The sequence below is a fragment of the Stenotrophomonas sp. 89682_Sma genome, assembly GCF_056481405.1.
This window is the reverse complement of the sequence record NZ_CM151147.1, coordinates 843395-863152: the sequence shown is the minus strand read 5'-3', so window position 1 is coordinate 863152 and position 19758 is coordinate 843395. Positions and strand designations below refer to the sequence as shown.

Sequence of the window (19758 nt, the reverse complement as noted above, 5' to 3'; positions counted from 1 at the left end):
AATCAGTGTTGCTCGAGTGCATCCAGCAGTGGCGAACGCGCAACGCCCGCTGCCACCCTTGCCCGCAACTCCTTCGGCAACTTCGACCGTCCCTGCTCTGCGGCAGACTGCGATGCGAACTCGACGAAACAACCACTTCCCGAACCGGTCAGCCGCGCGGACCCGATGCTGCTCAACGCGACAAGCGCCGCCTCTACGGCAGGCTCGCGGCGGCGCAGCACCGGTTCGAACGCGTTCCCGACCAGGGTCCCGGAAGCGAAGTCCTCTATTTTCGCAACTGGGCTGTCGCGCGTCAAATCCGGGTCTGCAAACAGCGCCGGCGTAGGAACATGAACGCCAGGTTCGACCACCACGTACCAGGCCGGGGCCAGGGTGATCGGCTGCAGGCGCTCGCCCACGCCTTCGGCCCAGGCATTGCGGCCGCGCACGAACACCGGCACGTCCGCGCCCAGGCGCAGGCCCAGCGCGGCCAGCGCATCCTCGTCCAGACCGGCCCGCCAGAGCCGGTTCAGCACCACCAGTACGGTGGCCGCATCGGAGGAACCGCCGCCAAAGCCACCCCCTGCAGAAACGTTCTTTTCGACGACGATGTCTACGCCTTGCGCGATATTGGCCGCCTCTTTCAGCAGCTTCGCTGCGCGCACCGCCAGATCATCGGCCTCGGCCACGCCCGCCAGGCCATCCCCCTGCCGGCGCACCAAGCCGTCTTCACGCAGGCGCAGGCCGATGCGGTCGCCCCAGTCCAGCAGCCGGAACACGGTCTGCAGCTCGTGGTAGCCATCGGCGCGGCGGCCGGTGATATGCAGGAACAGGTTCAGCTTGGCCGGGGCCGGCCACCAGGACCAGCCCGCGTCATCGCGCCCGGCACTCATGGGGCGCCCTGACCCCACTGGTCCACCAGCAGGCGCACCTTGGCGTCACCATTGCTGGCCTCGATCCGGCGGGGCAGCGCCGGGCGCCCGGCCTCGGCCGGATACCAGTCCAGGTACTGCACCTGCCAGCCCATCTGCTGCATGCGGCGCGGCCGGCCTTCACCGTCGCGCTCGACCTTCTCCGGACCGGCAGCATCGCCGGCCACGAGGCCACGGATCCACTCCGGCAGCTGGTTGACCGGGATGTCCCAGCCGGTCGCCTCCAGCAGCAGTTGCTGGGCGTCCTCGCCGTCGCGCGGGCCTCCCGCCAGTCCTTCCAGGCGGCCGGCTTCGGAATGGGTATCGCCGGTCAGCTTCCAGCTCTGCCGGGTCACCGGCGCGCTCAACTCCACCACGTAGCGGCGGCCTTCCTGCTTCCAGTCGATGCGACCGCTGCCGCCGTCCTTGCCCTTGCTCACCGCGACCCGGCCCTGGAAGGTCCAGTCTGGCTGCGCATGCAGGGCCGCCACGCGCCCTGCTTCGGCCTGTGCCGCTTCGGCCGAGACCGTCTCGACCACCGCCGGTGGCGGGGTCTTCTGCGTGCCCACGGTGGTACAGGCGCTGACCGCCAGGGTCACGGCCGCCAGCAGCAGCGGCCGGATCAGGGAAACACTCATGGATTGAATTTCTCGCGGGCGCGCAGCAGCGCGCGGTTTTCAGGGTCGAGCTTGGCCGCTTCCTCGAAGAAATGACGTGCCTCGTCGTGCTTGCCCAGCACCCACAGTACTTCGCCCACATGTGCGGCGATCTCCGGGTCCTTGGCCAGGGTCCAGGCACGGCGCAGCTGCACCAGCGCTTCTTCCTTGCGACCCAGGCGATACAGCACCCAGCCATAGCTGTCGACGATGGCGGCGTTGTCCGGCTCGGCCACGCGCGCGCGGTCGATCAGTTCCAGCGCTTCCTGCAGCCGGCCGGTGCGGTCGGCCAGGGTGTAGCCCAGCGCGTTCAGCGCCGGCACGTTTTCCGGGTCGGTCACCAGGATCTTGCGCAGGTCGGCCTCGGCGCGCGGAATGTCGTCACGGCGTTCCCAGGTGAGTGCGCGGGCGTACAGCAGGCCATTGTCATCCGGGTAGGCGGCCAGGCCCCGGGCCAGCGCGTCCAGCTCCCCGGCACTGTCGTCGGCGCGCTGGCGCAGTTCGGCTTCCAGCAGGTAGGCGTCGCGACGCACGTCGTCGTCGACCACCGCATCGGACTGGATCGCGTGCACTTCATCCAATGCCTGCGGCAGGCGCCCGGCCAGGGCCTGGGCGTTGGCTGCACGCAGGCGTGCCTCGCTCAGTTCATCGCCACCGGGCACGCTGTGGTACCACTGCACGGCCTCGGGGTAACGCTTGAGGTATTCGGCGATCTTGCCGAGCAACAGACGCTGCGCCGGGTCCGGCTTGGCCGCCTGTCGTGAAAGTTCGTTGTAAAGATTGGAGAGCGCGGCCTTGTCGCCCTGCTTGGCCAGCAGCGAGGCGCGCATGCCCCAGGTCTGCACGTCCTGCGGGCCGAAGGCCAGTACGCGCTCGGCTGCTGACGGCTGGCCGAGACTGTCGTAGGCAATGGCCACTGCATTGCGCAGTTCCGGGTCCTGTCGGGTTTTCGGCTCCACATCGTGCAGCAGCGACAACGCCTTGCCGGTCTCCCCGGCCTGCTGCAGCTGGCTGGCACGCAGCAGCGCCACGCGCGGTTCTTCGGGGAAACGCTTGACCACTTCATCGATCATGCGCCGCGCCAGGTCGGGCTTGTCCATGCGCAGGGCAAGGCGACCGAACTCCTGCCAGGCCTCGATCTTCGGCGGAATGGCGTTGGCGTCGACCAGCTCGCCCAGCACCTGCGCCGGCACCGCCGGGTCGCGGCCACCGCCGATCAGGGCGGCCAGGGCGAACTTCCAGCCGCGCTCGTCGGCGTCGGCCAGCAACGCCTGCAGATCGCCAAGCGCGGCCTTCACATCCCCCTGGCGCATGGCCAGCGCGGCCGCGGCACTGCGCATGGTCAACGAACTGGGCGCGCGCTGCTGCCACAGGGCCAGGCCCTTGGCGGCACTGGCATCGTCGTTGGCCAGCATGGAAATGCGGGTGGCACGTTCGGCCAGGCCGGCGTCGCCGTCGGTCTGCTGGGCCGCCTGCAGGTACCAGCGGGCGGCCTCGGCCAGCTTGCCGGCCTGCAGGGCGAATTCACCGGCCATCACCGGTTCCAGCGCCAGTTCCTCCGTGGCCGGGGCCCGTACGGGGGCCTTGGCCGGCACCGCTGCCAGGGCCTGGGCACAGGCCAGGGACAGCAGCAGAACACTGGGGATGCGAATCAATGCGGGCATCGTCGGCATCGGGGCCTTAAAATGTCGTCCAATGGCCAGCAGCTTATCGCAAGCAACTGAACAATGACCCTGTGGGTGCTCGGACTGAATCACCAGACCGCACCGGTGGAGCTGCGCGAGCGCGCGGCCTTCGCCGGTGAGGCGTTGCCGCGCGCGCTCGGTTCGCTGCGCGATACCCCGCAGATCGCCGAGGCGGTGCTGCTGTCCACCTGCAACCGCACCGAACTGTACGCCGTGGCCGATTCGGCACAGGCACTGGACCAGTGGCTGCGCGCCCAGGCCGGCGACCTGCAGGGCTACCTGTACCAGCATGCCGATGCAGAAGCCGTACGCCACCTGTTCCGGGTCGCCACCGGGCTGGATTCGATGGTGCTGGGCGAACCACAGATCCTTGGCCAGGTGAAGGATGCGTGGTCGACCGCGCGAGACCACGGCCTGCTCGGCCAGCGGCTGGACCGCCTGTTCCAGCAGACGTTCTCGGTCGCCAAGCGTGCGCGCACCGACACCCAGGTCGGCGCCAATCCGGTGTCGGTCGCCTCGGCCGCAGTGCGCCTGGCGCAGAACGCCTTCGCGCGCCTGGACGATTCCACCGTGCTGCTGGTCGGCGCGGGCGAGACCATCGAGCTGGCTGCACGCCACCTGAGTGAGGGCAAGGTGCGGCGATTGCTGATCGCCAACCGCACCCTCGCCCACGCGCAGGAGCTGGCCAGCCGCCACGGCGGCGTGGCACTGCCGCTGACCGAACTGGACCGCCACCTCGGCGAGGCCGACGTGGTGTTTTCGGCCACCGCCGCACGCGAACCGGTGATCCACCGCGAGATGGTGGCCAAGGCCCTGCGCGCACGCCGGCACAAACCGATGCTGCTGTTCGACCTGGCCGTGCCACGTGACATCGAGGCGGAGGTCGGCACGCTCAACGACGCCTTCCTCTACACCGTCGACGACCTGGAACGTGCGGTGGAAGACAACCGTCGTGGACGCCGCGAGGCAGCCGCCGAGGCCGAGGCGATCATCGACCTTCAGGTATCGCGCTTCGTCGAGACCCAGCAGGCCAGCGCCCACCAGGCGCCGCTGCGACAGCTGCGTGCGTTCGGCGAGGCCACCCGCACTGAACTGCTGGAACGCGCGCGCCAGCAGCTGGCCAATGGCAAGCCGGCCGACGAAGTGCTGGAACTGCTGGCGCACGGCCTGACCAATCGATTGCTGCATCCTCCTACCGCTGCCCTGCGCGCTGCCGCACTGAGCGGCGATGCCGACCTGACCCGCGCCGCCGAGCGCCTGTTCCCGGCCACGCCGGGTTACCGCCACCCACCCGTGAGACCCGATGACGCCGACCCTGCGCCGTAAGCTGGAAGCGCTGGCCGAGCGCCGCGAAGAACTGGAACGCCTGCTCGCCGAACCCGACGTGGTCGCCGACAACACCCGTTTCCGCGACCTTTCGCGCGAATTCGCCCAACTTGAACCGGTCGCTGCTGCACTCGCCGATGAAGCGCGTGCCAAGTCCGACCTGGCCGCCGCCGAAGGCATGCGCGCCGATCCCGACCTGCGCGAACTGGCCGACGAGGAAATCGCCGCCGCGCAGGCGCGCCTGCTGGAACTGGAGCAGGAACTGGCACTGCTGCTGGTACCGCGCGATCCGCGCGATGAAGGCAACCTGTTCCTGGAAGTGCGCGCCGGCACCGGTGGCGATGAGGCGGCGATCTTCGCCGGCGACCTGTTCCGCATGTACGCCCGCTATGCCGAACGCCAGGGCTGGAAGGTCGAGATCGAATCGGACAATCCCGGCGAGCACGGCGGCTACAAGGAAGTGGTGGCACGCGTGGTCGGCCGGGGCGCGTTCTCGCGCCTGAAGTTCGAATCCGGCACGCACCGCGTGCAGCGCGTTCCGGCCACCGAATCGCAGGGCCGCATCCATACCTCGGCCGCAACCGTGGCGATCATCCCGGAAGCCGACGAAGTCGATGACATCGTCATCAACCCGGCCGACCTGAAGGTGGATACCTTCCGCTCCTCAGGCGCCGGCGGCCAGCACGTCAACAAGACCGAATCGGCGATCCGCATCACCCACGTACCGACCGGCGTGGTGGTGGAATGCCAGACCGAACGCAGCCAGCACGCCAACCGCGACAAGGCGATGAAGCGCCTGAAAGCGCAGCTGCTCGACGCCGAGCGCCAGCGCCAGGACGCCGCCCAGGCTGAGTCGAGGCGCCTGCAGGTGGGCAGTGGCGACCGCAGCCAGCGCATCCGCACCTACAACTTCCCACAGGGGCGCATCACCGACCACCGTGTGGAAGGCCTGACCCTGTACGACCTGCCCAATATCCTGGCCGGCGACCTCGACCCGCTGCTGCAGCGGCTCAGCCACGAACACCAGGTCGACGCCCTGGCCCAGCTGTCGGCGGGCTGAGCACGATGTCGGCCTGGCAGCAGCGACAGCAACTGCAGCAAGCGATCGCCCGCCAGCCCGACGACTTCGTCGCCTGGGTGATGCTGGCCGACGTGGAACTGGAAGCCGGCGACATCGCTGCCGGCGAACAGGCCGCGCGACGTGCCCTGCAGCTGCGCCCGAACCACCCCGAAGCGCTGGCACGGCTGGGCCGCGTGGCGTGGATGGTCGGTGCACATGGCGACGCGGCCAAGTTGCTCGGCCAGGCCTCGGCGCTGGCACCGCAGCATCCCGGCATTGCGCTGTGGCTGGGCCACGCACTGGAAGATGCCGATGATGCCGAAGGCGCGTCGGCGGCCTATCGACGCGCACATGGGCTGATGCCGGCCGAACCGTACATCGCCGCCCAGCGCCTGGCCTGGCAGCGTCGCCTGTGCGATTGGCAGGACGTGGATATGCTGGCTGCACAGGTGCGCGCCGCCGTTGCCAGCGGCCAGGGCGTGGTCGAACCGTTCGCCTTCCTCAGCGAGGACGCCAGCGCTGCCGAACAGCTGGCCTGCGCGCGCACCCGTGCGCTGGCCGTGGCTGCCTCGGTGCGGCCATTGCCACCGGCAACGGTGCGCCCGCACGGCCCGCTGCGCGTCGGTTTCCTCTCCAATGGGTTCGGCGCACATCCGACCGGATTGCTGACCGTGGCGCTGTTTGAGCAGCTGCGTCACGACCCCGCACTGCAACTGCATCTGTTCGCACTGAACCGCGACGACGGCAGCCGCATCCGCCAGCGCCTGCAGGCAGCGACGCAACTGCATGATGTGGCCGGCCTGCGCCATGCCGATACCGCCGCACGCATCCGCGCCCAGGGCATCGACCTGCTGTTCGACCTGCGCGGCTGGGGCGGTGGCGGCGCGCCGGAAGTGCTGGCGATGCGCCCTGCCCCGCTGCAGCTGAACTGGCTGGCCTATCCGGGCACGTCGGGGGCGCCGTGGATGGACGCGGTGGTCGGCGATGCCTTCGCCCTGCCGCCGGCACTGGAGCCGCACTACAGCGAACACGTACTGCGCCTGCCGCGCGCCTTCCAGCCGTCGGACAACACGCGCGTGCTGGAACCCGCGCCGACCCGTGCCGACTGCGGTCTGCCCGCGCAGGGCGTGGTGTTCTGCTGCTTCAACAACAGCTACAAGCTCAATCCGCGCAGCATGGGCCGCGCCTTCGCGGTGCTGCAGGCGGTGCCCGGCAGCGTGCTGTGGCTGCTGTCCGGTCCCGGCCAGGCCGATGCGCGCCTGCGTGGGGCCGCACAGGCCGCTGGCCTCGACCCGGCACGCCTGGTGTTCATGGCCAAGCTGCCACATCCGCAGTACCTGGCTCGCTATCCGCTGGCCGACCTGTTCCTCGACACGCATCCGTACAACGCACACACCACCGCCTCCGACGCGCTGTGGGCCGGCTGCCCGGTGCTGACCTGCCCCGGCGACACCTTCGCCGCGCGCGTGGCCGGCAGCCTCAACCATCACCTCGGCCTGACCCGGCTGAACGTCGCCGACGATGCCGCGTTCATCGCCACTGCCAGCGCACTGGGCAACGACCCGGCGGCGCTGGCCGCGTTGCGCGCTGAGCTCGCACAGGCGCGCGAGCGCAGCGGGCTGTTCGACATGGGCGGGTTTGCCCGCGATCTGTCGGCGTTGGTGCAGCAGCTGGCGCGCGAACATGGTTGGGTGGGTACAGCAGAACCGACGAGGTAACGTCGATTGGATGGCGTCGACTGGTAACGTCGATTGGATGACATCGACTGGGTAGAGTCGACTGTTAGTCGACTGCCCTCGGCAGGAAGCCGAAAACCCCGCGCTGCGCGCGATAGTCGACTGACAGTCGACTCTACCCGGCATCGACATCGTTTGAGCGCCACCTGCGCTACGCTCGGGCTTCCTTCCCGCGTGGTGTGACGATGGCCAAGCTCAAGCGCAAGGAGTACGACGAACTGCTGCTGCCACTGCAGCTGGAACTGACGGCGATGGCGCGCTGGGTGCAGCACAGCGGGCAACGCCTGCTGGTGCTGTTCGAAGGACGCGACACGGCGGGCAAAGGCGGCGCGATCCAGGCCATCAGCCAGCACCTCAACCCTCGCCAGTGCCGGGTGGTGGCCTTGCCCAAGCCCACCGACCGTGAAGCCACGCAGTGGTATTTCCAGCGCTACGCTTCGCACCTGCCGGCCGCCGGCGAGATCGTGCTGATGGACCGCAGCTGGTACAACCGTGCCGGCGTCGAACGGGTGATGGGCTATTGCAGCGAAACCGAGTACCAGCAGTTCCTGCGCCAGGCGCCGGTGTTCGAACAGCTGCTGGTGGACGACGGCATCCTGCTGTTCAAGTACTGGCTGTGCGTTGACCAGGAGCAGCAGGAGAAGCGCTTCGCCGAACGTCATATCGACCCGCTGAAGGGCTGGAAGCTCTCTCCGGTGGACCTGAAATCACGAAGCAAGTACAGCGCCTACACCGAGGCCCGCGAGGCGATGCTGCGCGCGACGCATCGCGAGGCGGCGCCGTGGACGCTGGTGGATTTCAACGACCAGCGGCTGGGCCGGCTGACGCTGGTGCGCAACCTGCTGGACCGGCTGCCGGATACGCGCGTGGATGCACCGTTGCCGGAACTGCCGAAGCTGAAAGGCAAGCTGCATCGCGAGCACTACGACGTGCTGAAGCCGATCGAGGATTTCCCGGTCGAGGAATAGGGTGGGTCGGCAGGGCCTGCGGCCCTGCACCTGCTACGAACCAAGGCAACAGCAACAGCCGAAGCAGAAGCGGGTTACCTGTGGGTAGGCGGGGTGGGTCCGGTTGCGGGGACGCTGCAAGTACGTCCATGTAAGCTCGGTCGCCGCATCCATGCGGCTCACGCCCCCGCAACCGGACCCACCCCGCCTTCGACAGATTCTCGCGACCGGCAGCAGATCCACGACATGCGTGGATGCTCTTCATTCGATTGTCGAAATATTCGATCTCAATGGAGATTCATCCACGCATGGCGTGGATCTAACGTATCGACCAAGGTCGACACCCACCAACAGCCGCAGAAATCTGTCAGAGGCGGGGCGGTGTCGGAGTGCGGGGTGTCAGCCGCATGGATGCGGCTGCCAAGCCTACATGGACGTACTTGCGGCGTCCCCGCACTCCGACACCGCCCCGCCACAACACGGAAATCGCACTTTGGCTGTTGCTGTTGCCGTTGCTTGAATGTTTCAGCGGGTGCAGGGCCGCAGGCCCTGCCGACCAACCCACTACCTGGCAGCAGCGATCTGCTTTTCGATGTCGGCGGCCGTCACCGGGCCGAGGAAGCTGTGCGCCAGCTTGCCCTGCGGGTCCAGCAGGTGCGTCAGCGGCAGGCCGCGCGGCGTGGCGAAATCGGCCGGCGGATCGAACGGGTCGACGATCACGATCGGATAGGTCACCGGATGCTTGGTCAGGAATGCCTGCATCTCCGGCGCTTCGATGTCCTCATACGCCAGGCCGACCACTTCAATGTTGCTGCGCATCGCATGCAGCGCCGACAACTCCGGCATTTCCTTGCGGCACGGGGCACACCACGTCGCCCAGAAATTCACCACCACCCACTTGCCACGGTGCGCGGCCAGGTCGTAGTCGCTGCCATCAACCGCCTTCATCTTCAGCGTCGGGAACTCCGCGGTGGTGCGTTCGGCCGGGGTCTCCTCGACCGGTGCCGGCGTGCTCGGTGTCGGTGCCTGCGCCGGCGGCTGGCTGCTGGCCGGGGTCGGCTCCTGCGCCGGCTTGCAGGCTGCCAGCGCCAACAGCAGGGCCAGCGGGAGCAGCAGCAACGGGGTCTTGCGGGTCATGGCATGTCTCCAGATTCGGTATAGATATCGCTGACCTTGCGCTTGAGGCGTTCGCGCAGGGGCAGTCGCAGGTCGTCCAGCGCCGCCAGTGCGGCGCGACCCAGGCTGTCGTCCCGGTACGGCAGATGTTGCTCGGCCACCGGGATGCGCAGCTGGGTGCATTCGTACAGATCGGCCAGGCTGACCTGATCCAGGTCGCGCGACAGCAACCACTCGCCGCGCTCGTCGCGGCGCAGCAGGCCGATCTCCTGCAGGTTGCAGGCCAGGTCCTGCAGCAGCGAATCGGTCAGCATCGGCTCCAGCCGCAGGATTTCATCATCGGCCAGGCCCTTGCCCTTGGCACGTGCATGGTGGAAGCGGCCCAGCAGGCGCAGCAGGCCATAGAACTCGTAGCCCTGCGGCAGGCGCAGTTCCACCGGCTGGTAGCGGAAGGCCGCCATCGACGAGGACAGCGATGCGCCCAGCAGCACCGCCACCCAGCACAGGTAGATCCACAGCAGCAGGATCGGCACGAAGGCCACCGTGCCATAGAGCTTCTGGTAGGACTGGAAGCTGCCCAGGTAGGCGCCGATGCCCCATTTCACCAGCTCCAGGATCACCGCCGCCAGGATCGCGCCGGGCACCGCGTGCCGCCACTTCACCGTGTGGTGCGGCACCACCCGGAACATCAGCGTGATGCACACGAACTCGATCAGGATCGGCGCCAGCCGCAGCGCCAGTTCGGCCAGCCAGCGGCCCTCCTGGGTACCGAACAGCGGCATCGCGAACACCCGCGCCGACACCGCCAGCGAAGCCGCAGCGAGCATCGCGCCCAGGGTCAGTACGGTCCAGTAGACCAGGAAGCGGGTCAGCTTGGGCCGGGTCGAGCCGACCCGCCAGATCTGGTTGAAGGTCTCTTCAACACTGTTGAGGGTGATCAGCAGTGACACCACCAGCGCGATGAAGCCGGCGGCGGTGAGCTGGCCGGCGCTGGCCGAGAACTGCCGCAGGTAGCCCTCGGCCGCGCGCGCGGCGTTGGGCACGAAGTTGGAGAAGACGTAGTCGCTGAGCTGGTCGCTCCAGCGGTCGAAGACGGGGAAGGCCGAGAGCACGCCGAACACCACGATGGCCAGCGGCACCAGTGCGAACACCGTGGTGTACGCCAGCGCCGCCGCTGCCTGGAACAGGCGGTCGTCGAGGAAGCGATGCCACAGGAAGCGGCCGAAACTGATGGCCCGTGCGCGATCCCGCGCGCGCTCCATCCACAGGTTGAGCGTATCCAAAGGTTCCATCGGTGGAAGGGTACCCGATGCGGAATGCTGGCAGGATAGCCATACTGGTGGCCACACGACGAGGAGAAGCGGGCACGATGGGCGAGATTCTGGTGCTGTACTACAGCCGGGGCGGTTCGGTGGCACGGCTGGCGCGCCAGATCGCGCGGGGCATCGGCGAAGTGCCGGGCATGAGCGCGCGCCTGCGCACGGTGCCGCCGGTGGCCGCGGTGACCCAGACCGCGCAGCCGCCTGTACCCGACGATGGCGCCCCCTATGTGAGCGTGCAGGACCTGGTCGAGTGCCAGGGCCTGCTGCTCGGCAGCCCCACCCGCTTCGGCAACATGGCCGCCCCGGTCAAGCATTTCCTGGATGGGCTGGGCGCCGAATGGGTCAACGGCACCCTCTCGGGCAAGCCGGCCGGCGTGTTCACCTCCACCGCCTCGATGCACGGCGGGCAGGAATCGACCCTGCTGTCGATGCAGGTGCCGCTGCTGCACCACGGCTGCGTGATCGTCGGCATCCCGTTCACCGAACCGGCGCTGAGCCACACCACCAGTGGCGGCACGCCCTATGGCGCCAGCCACGTGGCCGGAGCCGCCGACGACCCGCAGCCCACCGACGACGAGGCCGTGCTGGCGCGGGCGCTGGGCCGCCGGGTGGCCGACATCGCGCAGCGGTTGGCCCGATGAACCGGCCGCCGCGCACGGTCCTGCTGTTGGCCCTGATGGGGCTGGCTGCGCTGTTCGCAGGCTGGTTCATCAATGACAAGCACTGGCTGGCCACCCAGCTGGTGTTCACCGCGCCGCCGCTGGCGCTGGCCTTTGCGCTGCGCCTGGGCTGGCGCAAGGCCGGTTTCTGGGCTTCGGTGCTGGCGCTGGGCTGGTTCAGCCACGGCGTGATGAGCGCCTGGAGCCACCCGGAAACACGCTGGCTGGCGCTGATCGAGATCGCCCTGGCGCTGCTGGTGATCTTCAGCGCCAGCCTGCCCGGGCTGCGTGCCCGCTTCGGCAAGCGACGCTGACGCTGCGCCCGCCGGGCCGTATCATCTGCGTTCCTGGCCCCGCGCCGCTGTACCTGTCCTGGTTTCGCGCATGCACATGATGGAAGAGCTCCTGGTCGTCACCACCGGTGGCACGATCGACAAGATCTACTTCGACGACAAGTCGGACTACCAGATCGGCGATCCGCAGATCGGCATGATCCTGCGCGAGCTGGGCGTGACGTTCCGCTTCAACGTGATTCCGATCCTGCGCAAGGATTCGCTGCACATCAACGATGAAGACCGCGAACTGATCCGCGCCACCATCGCCGCGCAGCCCACCCGCCACGTGCTGGTGACCCACGGCACCGATTCGATGGTGCAGACCGGCAAGGTGCTGGCAACGATCCCGGACAAGACCATCGTGATGACCGGCGCGCTGAGCCCGGCGCGCTTCCGTGGTTCGGATGCGGAGTTCAACATCGGCTGCGCGATCGGTGCGGTGCAGTCGCTGCCGAGCGGCGTGTACATCGCCATGAACGGCCGCATTTTCGACCCGCAGCACGTGCGCAAGAACGTGGCCGCGAACCGTTTCGAGTCGGTCTGAGGAACGGTGTGCCGACCAAGGTCGGCACCCACCACGACGCGGCGGCACGCACCACCGCGCGGCCCCATGCAAGAACGCCCCGGCCTAAGCCGGGGCGTGCCCATGGAGAGGGGCTTGGGCTCAGTACTGGGCGTTGAGGGTCAGGCCCGAGAAGGTGCTGTACGCCTTCACCCGCACATACCAGGTGCCGGCAGCAGGACTGTTGATGGTGCAGGTCTCGCTGTTGCCGCTCAGGTACGGACGGCAGGTGTAGGTGGTATCAGTCGGGGCACTGCCCTGGCGCACGTACAGGTCGGCATCACCGCTGCCGCCACTGATCGCCACGCGCAGCTGGGTGCTGCCGGCCGGAACCGCAACGGTGTAGTTCAGTTCGGCACCGGTCGCAGCCCCCAGGCCGGTCACCGGCACGTTGTTCTGCAGCACGTTGCCACCCGGGTTCGGGTTGCCGCCACCGTTGATCGCCGCAGCCACGGCGGCATTGGCGTCGATGATGCCGGCGCCGCAACCACCCGAGCAGGCGCCCGGCAGCGGACGTGCCGTGCTCTTGATGATGCTCTCGACCTGCGCCGGGCTCAGCGGGCTCGGAGCGACCGACTGCATCAGCGCGACCACGCCGGCCACGTGCGGCGCCGCCATCGAGGTGCCGTTGTACGACGCGTAGGTTGCGCTGCCCGGCGTGGTGGTGCCGGTGTTGAGGGTGGACAGGATGCTCTGGCCCGGTGCCGAGATGTCGATGCCGGTGCCGTAGTTGGAGAAGCTGGCACGTGCACCGGCCGAGGTGGTTGCCGCCACCGCGATCACGTTCGGGCAGTTGGCCGGCACCGAGCTGGACACGTTGGCGTTGCTGTTGCCGGCGGCGACCACCACGGTGGTGCCACGGCCGACCGCGCCGTTGATCGCATTCTGGTAGGTGGTCGAGCAGCTGCCGCCACCGCCCAGCGAGAGGTTGATGACCTCGGCCGGATTGGCATTGGCCGGCACGCCACTGACGGTGCCACCGGATGCCCACACGATCGCATCAGCGATGTCGGAGGTGTAACCGCCGCACTTGCCGAGCACGCGCACCGGCACGACCTTGGCGTTGAACGCGGTGCCGGCGACGCCGCTGGCATTGTTGGTCACCGCCGCCACGGTGCCGGCGACGTGGGTGCCATGCCAGCTGGAGTTGGAGGCCGGGATGCCCGAGCCGCACTCGTTGGCGCCGTACCAGTCGCCTTCATCGTTCGGGTTGTTGTCGCGGCCGCCACCATCGCGCGCCATCGCTGCGTCGCTGATGAAGTCGTAGCCGGGCAGGATGTTGGCGTTGAGGTCAGGATGGTTGGTGATGCCGGTGTCGATCACCGCCACGACCACGCCGGTGCCGGTCGACTTGTCCCAGGCCGGCTGGATGTTGATGCCCGCGTTGGACGTACCGAAGCCCCACTGCTCGCTGAAGCGGGTGTCGTTCGGGGTCAGCGTCGCGCGCATGATCTGGTCGACTTCGACGTATTCCACGTTCGGGTCGGCGGCCAGCTTGCGCATCAGCAGTTCGGATTCGGCCTGGTCGAGCGGACGGTCGGTCTTGACCAGGGTCGGGCCGACGGCCAGCTTGCGGACCTCCTGCAGGCCCAGCGCGCGGCCCTGGCTGCTGGCCAGGCCAGCGGCGGCCGTCTTCAGCGACGAAGCCAGCGCATTGGTGTTGGCCACGGCGGCGCTGCCGTCGCGGTACTTCACGATGAAACGCTGGTGCGTCGGCGCGGACTGCAGGCCGCTAAGCTGGACATCACCGGCCAGCGCAGGCGTGGCCAGCAGCAGCGATGACAGAACGGACGCACCAAGGACCACCCACACTCGACGCACACGCGGTTGCGTTACCTGGGACATCGTATTTCCCTTTCTTGTGGTGTGAATGCCGGAATCGGCAGAAGCACCGGCCCGAACCGTGGGCTGGCTTGCATTGGCGAGGTTCGAAGTCCGGTGAGTCAGCGGATCCCCCTAACGATCCGCCGTGCAGATGACGCTAAAGGCCGAAACCGGACACCACAAGATTTTCAGCGTCTTTTCAGCAAGATGAAATGTTCGTTCTGAGACTTTTCGGGTCGAGGGTTTGTGAAGGTGAAGGAACTTTCTCGTGTCCTGCACAGACCTGACTGGGTCGTCACGTGTCCTGGAATGACTTTGCCGACATCGGCGTCCGCAGATCCGGAGTCAGATCCCTTTTCCCACGGAAAAGGGATCTGACCCCAGGCCCCAAAACGCAGAAAGCCCGTCACGGGGACGGGCTTTCCGGAAAAGCAGCCGAGCGTGGGCTCGGCTCTACAGGGGGCCGTGGGCGATCAGCCCAGCTTGACCAGCCAGTTGTGGCGGTCCGGCAGGCGGCCGTACTGGATATCGGTCAGTTCCTTGCGCAGCGACATGGTCACTTCGCCGGCCGGGGCGTTGATGTCGCCCACCGAGAAGCCCTCGCCCTTCAGCTGGCCGATCGGGGTGACCACCGCAGCGGTACCGCAGGCGAACACTTCGGCGATATCGCCGGAGGTCACGCCCTGCTTCCACTCATCGATGGTGACCTTGCGCTCTTCGACCTTCATGCCACGGTCGCGGGCCAGCTGCAGGATGCTCTCGCGGGTGATGCCTTCGAGGATGCTGCCCGACAGTTCCGGGGTGACCAGGGTGCCGTCCTTGTAGACCAGGAACACGTTCATGCCGCCCAGTTCTTCCAGGTACTTGCCTTCGACCGGGTCGAGGAACAGCACCTGCGAGCAGCCCTGCGCCTGCGCCTTCTGCTGCGGCAGCAGCGAGGCGGCGTAGTTGCCACCACACTTGGCCGCACCGGTGCCGCCCTTGGCTGCACGCGCGTATTCGGTGGACAGCCAGATCGACACCGGGGCAACGCCCTTGGCGAAGTACGGGCCGGCCGGGCTGGCGATGACGTAGTAACCGGCCTTGTGCGCGCCGCGCACGCCGAGGAAGGCTTCATCGCCGATCATGAACGGACGGAAATACAGGCTGGACTCATCGGCCGACGGCACCCAGGCGCTGTCCACGGCGATCAGCTGCTTCAGCGATTCGACGAAGATCTCCACCGGCAGTTCCGGCAGCGCCAGGCGCTGTGCCGAACGCTGCAGGCGACGGCCGTTGGCATCCGGGCGGAAGGTCCAGATCGAGCCATCGGCATGGCGGTAGGCCTTGATGCCTTCGAAGATTTCCTGGCCGTAGTGCAGCACGGCCGCGGCCGGGTCCAGCTGCAGCGGGCCATAGGCACGCACGTTGGCGTTGTGCCAGCCGGCATCCTTGTCCCAGCGCACTTCCACCATGTGATCGGTGAAGTGCAGGCCGAAGCCCGGCTTCTCCAGGATCTGGGCGCGCTCTTCAGCGCTGCGCGGGTGGTCCGAACGGGTGACGGCGAAGCTGGGAATGGACTGGGACACCGGAGGATTCCTGTTCTGGTTGCGGGTAGTGCCGGGCCCGCGTCACTGCGGGCCCTGGGTCAAAGCATGCCGGTCTCGAGCCGGGCCGCCTCGGACATCATGTGCTGGTTCCACGGCGGGTCGAACACCAGGTCGACGTCGGCCTCGGCCACCGTCGGGATCATTTCAAGCTTGCTGCGCACGTCGTCGACCAGGATGTCGCCCATGCCGCAGCCCGGTGCGGTCAGGGTCATCTTCACGTCGATCTCGCGCTGGCCTTCATCCAGGTGCTTGATCTCGACTTCGTAGACCAGGCCCAGTTCGACGATGTTCACCGGAATTTCCGGATCGAAGCAGGTGCGCAGCTGCTGCCACACCAGCTGTTCCACCTGTTCATCGGTGGCATCGGCAGGCAGTTCCAGCGGTGCCGGTGCCTCCTTGCCGATGGCGTCGCCGTCCTTGCCGGCGATGCGGAACAGGTTGCCCTCGACGAACACCGAATAACTGCCGCCCAGCGCCTGGGTGATGTACCCATAGCTGCCGGCGGGCAGGGTCACGGTATCGCCCTGCGGGACCATCACGGCCTCGCAATCGCGTTCGAAGTGGACAGGTTCGCTGCTACGGGAATACATGGGGACCGATATGGGGACGTGGCCGGGGCCACGCAAGACGGCATTCTAGCCCAGCCGCCCTGCTGCCGCCGGTGCACCGCCGCAAACCACAGTATCCTGTGGGTGATCTTCAGGGAGCTTCGATGTCCTCCAATGCCGCGCGTGCCAGGACCGTAACCTGGCTCTGGCCCATCATGCTGTTGCTGGGCCTGGTTGTTGCTCCCCTTGCCTGGATGGTGCTGGCACTGATGACCGGCCGGCAGGTCGGCTGGATGGCGGTACTGACCGCCCTGGAACTGGTGTTCATGCTGCGCATGGGTACGCTCGGCCCGGGCCTGCTGCGCATCGTGCTGGTCGTGGTGGGCACCCTGCTGGTGGCCGCCGTGGCCAACTGGGCCATCGCCAGCGCCTGGATGGGCGGCTCGATCGGGCTGGACCTGTGGGACGCCACGATGCGGATGGGCCCGCACCTGGCCTGGACCCTGATCACCCTGGCCAATGGCGCGGTGGAGTGGCTGTGGCTGGCGCTGGGCCTGGCCGTGGGCGCCTGGCTGGCGCGCTGAGCGCGCCGGTTGCCACGCCCGCCGGGGACATGCAGGTAGATCCACGCATGCATGGATGGGATGGTAGTGCCGGCCGCTGGCCGGCAAAGGGATCAGAGCCCATTCCTGCGGAAAGGGATCCGACCCCGGTCCTCAATGCCCGCCGTCGAGCGCCTTCAACTCGCTGACCAGCGAGGCTGCCGCTTCGGCACCGTCGCCATACAGCATGCGGGTGTTGTCGGCGTAGAACAGCGCATTCTCGATGCCCGCGAAGCCCGTGCCCTTGCCGCGCTTGATCACCACCACGTTGCGCGCATTGACCACGTCCAGCACCGGCATGCCGTAGATCGGGCTGGCCGGATCGGTGCGTGCGACCGGATTGACCACGTCGTTGGCGCCGATCACCAGCACCACGTCGGTGTTGGCGAACTCCGGGTTGATGTCGTCCATGTCCGCGATCAGGTCGTAGGGCACGCCCGCTTCGGCCAGCAGCACGTTCATGTGCCCGGGCATGCGCCCGGCCACCGGGTGGATCGCGAACTTCACCTTGACCCCGCGCTGGCCCAGCCGCTGCGCCAGTTCCCAGATCTTGTGCTGCGCCTGCGCCACGGCCATGCCGTAGCCAGGCACGATCACCACGCGCTCGGCGAAGGCCATCATCGCTGCGACGTCAGCCGCCTCGATCGGCTTCTGCGAGCCGCTGATCGCCTGCGCTTCGCCACCAGCACCACCGCCGAAGTTGGAGAACAGCACGTTGCGGATCGGCCGGTTCATCGCCTTGGCCATCAGCCGGGTCAGCAGGATGCCCGCCGCGCCGACCATCATGCCGGCGATGATCAATGCTTCGTTGCCCAGCACGTAACCTTCGAACGACACCGCCAGGCCGGTGAACGCGTTGTACAGCGAGATCACCACCGGCATGTCGGCGCCACCGATCGGCAGCGTCATCAGCACGCCCAGCGCCAGCGCAAGTACGAAGAAGGCGACGATCGCCCAGGTGCTGAGCGTGCTGGCGGCGATGATCGCCAGTACCACCACCGCCAGCGCCACCAGCAGGTTCATCACCTGCTGGCCCGGCCAGGTCACGCGCTTGTCCAGGCGTCCATCCAGCTTGGCCCAGGCGATCACCGAGCCGGACAGCGACACCGCGCCGATCGCTGCGCCGACCACCGCCAGCAGCAGCACCGTGCCCGACGGCTGGCGCGCGGCCAGATCGGCCAGCGCCTGCGCGCTCCAGTGGCTGGTATCGCGGTTGGCAAGGAAGGCGTAGCGCAGCAGCTCCACCGCGCCGATCGCCGCCGCCGAGCCACCGCCCATGCCGTTGTACAGCGCCACCATCTGCGGCATGTCGGTGATGGCGACCTTGCCGGCCGACCACCAGGCCAGGCCCGCGCCAAGCAGCAGCGCCACCAGGATCAGCGGCACGTTGTGCAGTTCGGGCAGGAAGAAGGTCGCCGCCGTAGCCAGCAGCATGCCCAGCCCGGCCCAGCGGATGCCGCTGCGCGCGGTCAGCGGCGAGGCCATGCGCTGCAGGCCGAGCAGGAACAACGTGGCGGCGACGAGGTAGCTGGCCTTGACCAGCCAGTCGAGCAGTTCGACGGTGCTGATGTTCAAGCCTGCGGCTCCTTCGGTTCGTCCCTGGCACCCTTGGGCGCGCTCGGCTTGAACATTTCCAGCATGCGCGCGGTGACCACGTAGCCACCGGCCGCATTGCCGGCACCCAGCACCACGGCGAGGAAGCCCAGGGCTTTCTCCAGCGGCGTCTGCGCGTGTCCCAGCACCACCATCGCGCCGATCAGCACGATGCCATGGATGAAGTTGGATCCCGACATCAGCGGGGTATGCAGGATCACCGGCACCCGCGAAATGATCACGTGGCCGGCGATGGCCGCCAGCATGAAGATGTACAGCGCTACGAACCCGTCACTCACTGGCAACGCTCCCGCTCTGTCTTCGTCGGCCCATCATAACCACGGGCTGAACCCCGCGCGCGCCCACGGTCAACCGAAGCCGCGCTCACGCGTTGTCGATGGTGACCCCGAGCGAGGAACCGTACCCTGTGCTGGTGAGCAGCCCTGTCCCCCCGAGCGCCGAGACCGATGCCCTGCCGGCGTCGCTGGAAGCGTTCCTGGCCAGCGTCGGCCCGCGTGCGTTCCGTTTCGCCGAGGCTGGCCTGCGCCAGCGCGACGACGCCATGGACGCGGTGCAGGACGCGCTGCTGCGCATGCTGGACTACGCCGACAAGCCGGCAGCCGAGTGGGCGCCGCTGTTCTGGAGCATCCTGCGCCGGCGCGTGATCGACGTGCAGCGCCGGCGCCGCTTCCGCCTGCCGTTCTGGCGCGACAACCAGGACGCGGAAGGCGGCGAGATCGACTGGGCCGATCCCGGCCCGGACCCGGCACAGGCGCATGAACAGCGCCAGCAGTACCAGCAGCTGGTGGACGCGTTGCGCCGCCTGCCCACCCGCCAGCGCGAGGCCTTCACCCTGCGCGTGCTGCAGGACCTGGACGGGGCCACCACCGCCCGCGCCATGGGCTGCAGCGAAGGCGCGGTAAAAACCCATCTGGCACGCGCCCGGCAGGCGCTGCAGGACTACCTGGAGATCCACCCGTGAACCTCTCCCTGCCTTCCGATGACACCCTGCGCAGCCTGCACGCGCAGTCGCTGCACGCGCTGTCGCCGGCCACACTGGCACGCCTGCGCCAGGCCCGACACGGCGCCAGCGCGACCCGGCACGGGCGCCTGCGCTGGTGGCTGGCCAGCGCCTGTTCACTGGTGGTGGCGCTGGGTATCGGCCTGCAGTTCACTGGCCATGGCACGCTGACGGGCCCCGCGCCGGCACCTGTGCTGGCCTCGGTGGAAGACAACAGCGCGCTCTACGACGAAAATCCCGATCTGTACCTGTGGCTGGGCGATACCGACCTGGCGATGGAGTGAATC

20 protein-coding genes are annotated in these 19758 nt (G+C 68.0%); 10 read left to right on the top strand and 10 right to left on the bottom strand.

What is annotated here, in order from left to right:
• Positions 1 to 2: 2 nt before the first annotated feature.
• From ispE to ACZK29_RS03860, 3 genes are read right to left on the bottom strand one after another with little or no spacing between them, the layout of a single operon-like run.
• Positions 3 to 872 carry a 4-(cytidine 5'-diphospho)-2-C-methyl-D-erythritol kinase gene (gene ispE, locus ACZK29_RS03870; protein WP_111204506.1) on the bottom strand — a complete coding sequence of 290 codons (870 nt, stop codon included), beginning with the start codon at positions 870 to 872 and terminating at the stop codon, positions 3 to 5.
• Positions 869 to 1528 (bottom strand): lipoprotein insertase outer membrane protein LolB, encoded by a 660-nt coding sequence (lolB, locus tag ACZK29_RS03865; RefSeq protein ID WP_478446700.1) that lies wholly within the window; start codon positions 1526 to 1528, stop codon positions 869 to 871. The genes ispE and lolB overlap by 4 nt, the downstream gene beginning before the upstream one ends.
• Positions 1525 to 3210, bottom strand: coding sequence for a tetratricopeptide repeat protein (locus ACZK29_RS03860; RefSeq protein ID WP_181502611.1), 1686 nt, complete (start codon positions 3208 to 3210; stop codon positions 1525 to 1527). The genes lolB and ACZK29_RS03860 overlap by 4 nt, the downstream gene beginning before the upstream one ends.
• Before the next feature lie 63 nt (positions 3211 to 3273).
• On the opposite strand from ACZK29_RS03860, the gene hemA reads away from it, so the two are divergent.
• From hemA to ppk2, 4 genes are all read left to right on the top strand, one after another.
• A complete protein-coding gene (gene hemA / locus ACZK29_RS03855; RefSeq protein WP_111204509.1) occupies positions 3274 to 4557 on the top strand; it encodes a glutamyl-tRNA reductase in 1284 nt (427 codons plus the stop codon).
• Positions 4535 to 5617: a peptide chain release factor 1 gene (prfA, locus tag ACZK29_RS03850; protein ID WP_106550854.1), complete on the top strand. Its 1083-nt coding sequence runs from the start codon at positions 4535 to 4537 to the stop codon at positions 5615 to 5617. The genes hemA and prfA overlap by 23 nt, the downstream gene beginning before the upstream one ends.
• Positions 5618 to 5622: 5 nt before the next feature.
• Positions 5623 to 7335 (top strand): O-linked N-acetylglucosamine transferase, SPINDLY family protein, encoded by a 1713-nt coding sequence (locus ACZK29_RS03845; protein ID WP_164147320.1) that lies wholly within the window; start codon positions 5623 to 5625, stop codon positions 7333 to 7335.
• Between the two features lie 203 nt (positions 7336 to 7538).
• On the top strand, positions 7539 to 8321 hold the full coding sequence (gene ppk2 / locus ACZK29_RS03840; RefSeq protein ID WP_111110805.1) for a polyphosphate kinase 2: 783 nt from the start codon (positions 7539 to 7541) through the stop codon (positions 8319 to 8321).
• Between the two features lie 543 nt (positions 8322 to 8864).
• Here ppk2 and ACZK29_RS03835 read toward each other — a convergent pair.
• Complete coding sequence (locus tag ACZK29_RS03835; protein WP_111205156.1) at positions 8865 to 9437, bottom strand: TlpA family protein disulfide reductase; 573 nt, start codon at positions 9435 to 9437, stop codon at positions 8865 to 8867.
• Positions 9434 to 10708 carry a YihY family inner membrane protein gene (locus ACZK29_RS03830; RefSeq protein ID WP_049428781.1) on the bottom strand — a complete coding sequence of 425 codons (1275 nt, stop codon included), beginning with the start codon at positions 10706 to 10708 and terminating at the stop codon, positions 9434 to 9436. Before ACZK29_RS03830 ends, ACZK29_RS03835 begins: the two co-directional genes overlap by 4 nt.
• A gap of 77 nt (positions 10709 to 10785) precedes the next feature.
• On the opposite strand from ACZK29_RS03830, the gene wrbA reads away from it, so the two are divergent.
• The 3 genes from wrbA to ACZK29_RS03815 all read left to right on the top strand — a co-directional run bounded on the left by wrbA (position 10786) and on the right by ACZK29_RS03815 (position 12276).
• Entirely contained in the window at positions 10786 to 11379 is a 594-nt protein-coding gene (gene wrbA / locus ACZK29_RS03825) for an NAD(P)H:quinone oxidoreductase (protein ID WP_005408181.1), read from the top strand.
• Positions 11376 to 11711, top strand: coding sequence for a DUF2069 domain-containing protein (locus ACZK29_RS03820; RefSeq protein ID WP_094000359.1), 336 nt, complete (start codon positions 11376 to 11378; stop codon positions 11709 to 11711). Before wrbA ends, ACZK29_RS03820 begins: the two co-directional genes overlap by 4 nt.
• A gap of 79 nt (positions 11712 to 11790) precedes the next feature.
• Positions 11791 to 12276: an asparaginase domain-containing protein gene (locus ACZK29_RS03815; protein ID WP_010481766.1), complete on the top strand. Its 486-nt coding sequence runs from the start codon at positions 11791 to 11793 to the stop codon at positions 12274 to 12276.
• 120 nt (positions 12277 to 12396) lie between these two features.
• Here ACZK29_RS03815 and ACZK29_RS03810 read toward each other — a convergent pair whose 3' ends face one another.
• The 3 genes from ACZK29_RS03810 to sufT all read right to left on the bottom strand — a co-directional run bounded on the left by ACZK29_RS03810 (position 12397) and on the right by sufT (position 16297).
• On the bottom strand, positions 12397 to 14139 hold the full coding sequence (locus ACZK29_RS03810; RefSeq protein ID WP_111205157.1) for a S8 family peptidase: 1743 nt from the start codon (positions 14137 to 14139) through the stop codon (positions 12397 to 12399).
• A 452-nt stretch (positions 14140 to 14591) separates the two neighbouring features.
• The gene (locus tag ACZK29_RS03805; protein ID WP_049428774.1) at positions 14592 to 15686 is read right to left on the bottom strand and encodes a branched-chain amino acid aminotransferase; all 1095 of its coding nucleotides are present in this window, start codon (positions 15684 to 15686) and stop codon (positions 14592 to 14594) included.
• Positions 15687 to 15745: 59 nt separating this feature from the next.
• A complete protein-coding gene (gene sufT / locus ACZK29_RS03800) occupies positions 15746 to 16297 on the bottom strand; it encodes a putative Fe-S cluster assembly protein SufT (RefSeq protein WP_012479222.1) in 552 nt (183 codons plus the stop codon).
• A 122-nt stretch (positions 16298 to 16419) separates the two neighbouring features.
• On the opposite strand from sufT, the gene ACZK29_RS03795 reads away from it, so the two are divergent.
• Entirely contained in the window at positions 16420 to 16839 is a 420-nt protein-coding gene (locus tag ACZK29_RS03795; RefSeq protein WP_059033210.1) for a hypothetical protein, read from the top strand.
• 132 nt (positions 16840 to 16971) lie between these two features.
• Here ACZK29_RS03795 and ACZK29_RS03790 read toward each other — a convergent pair whose 3' ends face one another.
• A complete protein-coding gene (locus ACZK29_RS03790) occupies positions 16972 to 18432 on the bottom strand; it encodes an NAD(P)(+) transhydrogenase (Re/Si-specific) subunit beta (RefSeq protein ID WP_005412324.1) in 1461 nt (486 codons plus the stop codon).
• Positions 18429 to 18749, bottom strand: coding sequence for an NAD(P) transhydrogenase subunit alpha part 2 (locus ACZK29_RS03785; protein ID WP_262094889.1), 321 nt, complete (start codon positions 18747 to 18749; stop codon positions 18429 to 18431). The genes ACZK29_RS03790 and ACZK29_RS03785 overlap by 4 nt, the downstream gene beginning before the upstream one ends.
• A 98-nt stretch (positions 18750 to 18847) precedes the next feature.
• Between ACZK29_RS03785 and ACZK29_RS03780 the strand changes: the two genes are divergently transcribed.
• Together ACZK29_RS03780 and ACZK29_RS03775 are read left to right on the top strand one after the other, a co-directional pair.
• Entirely contained in the window at positions 18848 to 19432 is a 585-nt protein-coding gene (locus ACZK29_RS03780) for an RNA polymerase sigma factor (RefSeq protein WP_478446699.1), read from the top strand.
• Positions 19429 to 19755: a hypothetical protein gene (locus tag ACZK29_RS03775; protein ID WP_478446698.1), complete on the top strand. Its 327-nt coding sequence runs from the start codon at positions 19429 to 19431 to the stop codon at positions 19753 to 19755. The genes ACZK29_RS03780 and ACZK29_RS03775 overlap by 4 nt, the downstream gene beginning before the upstream one ends.
• Positions 19756 to 19758: the final 3 nt, after the last annotated feature.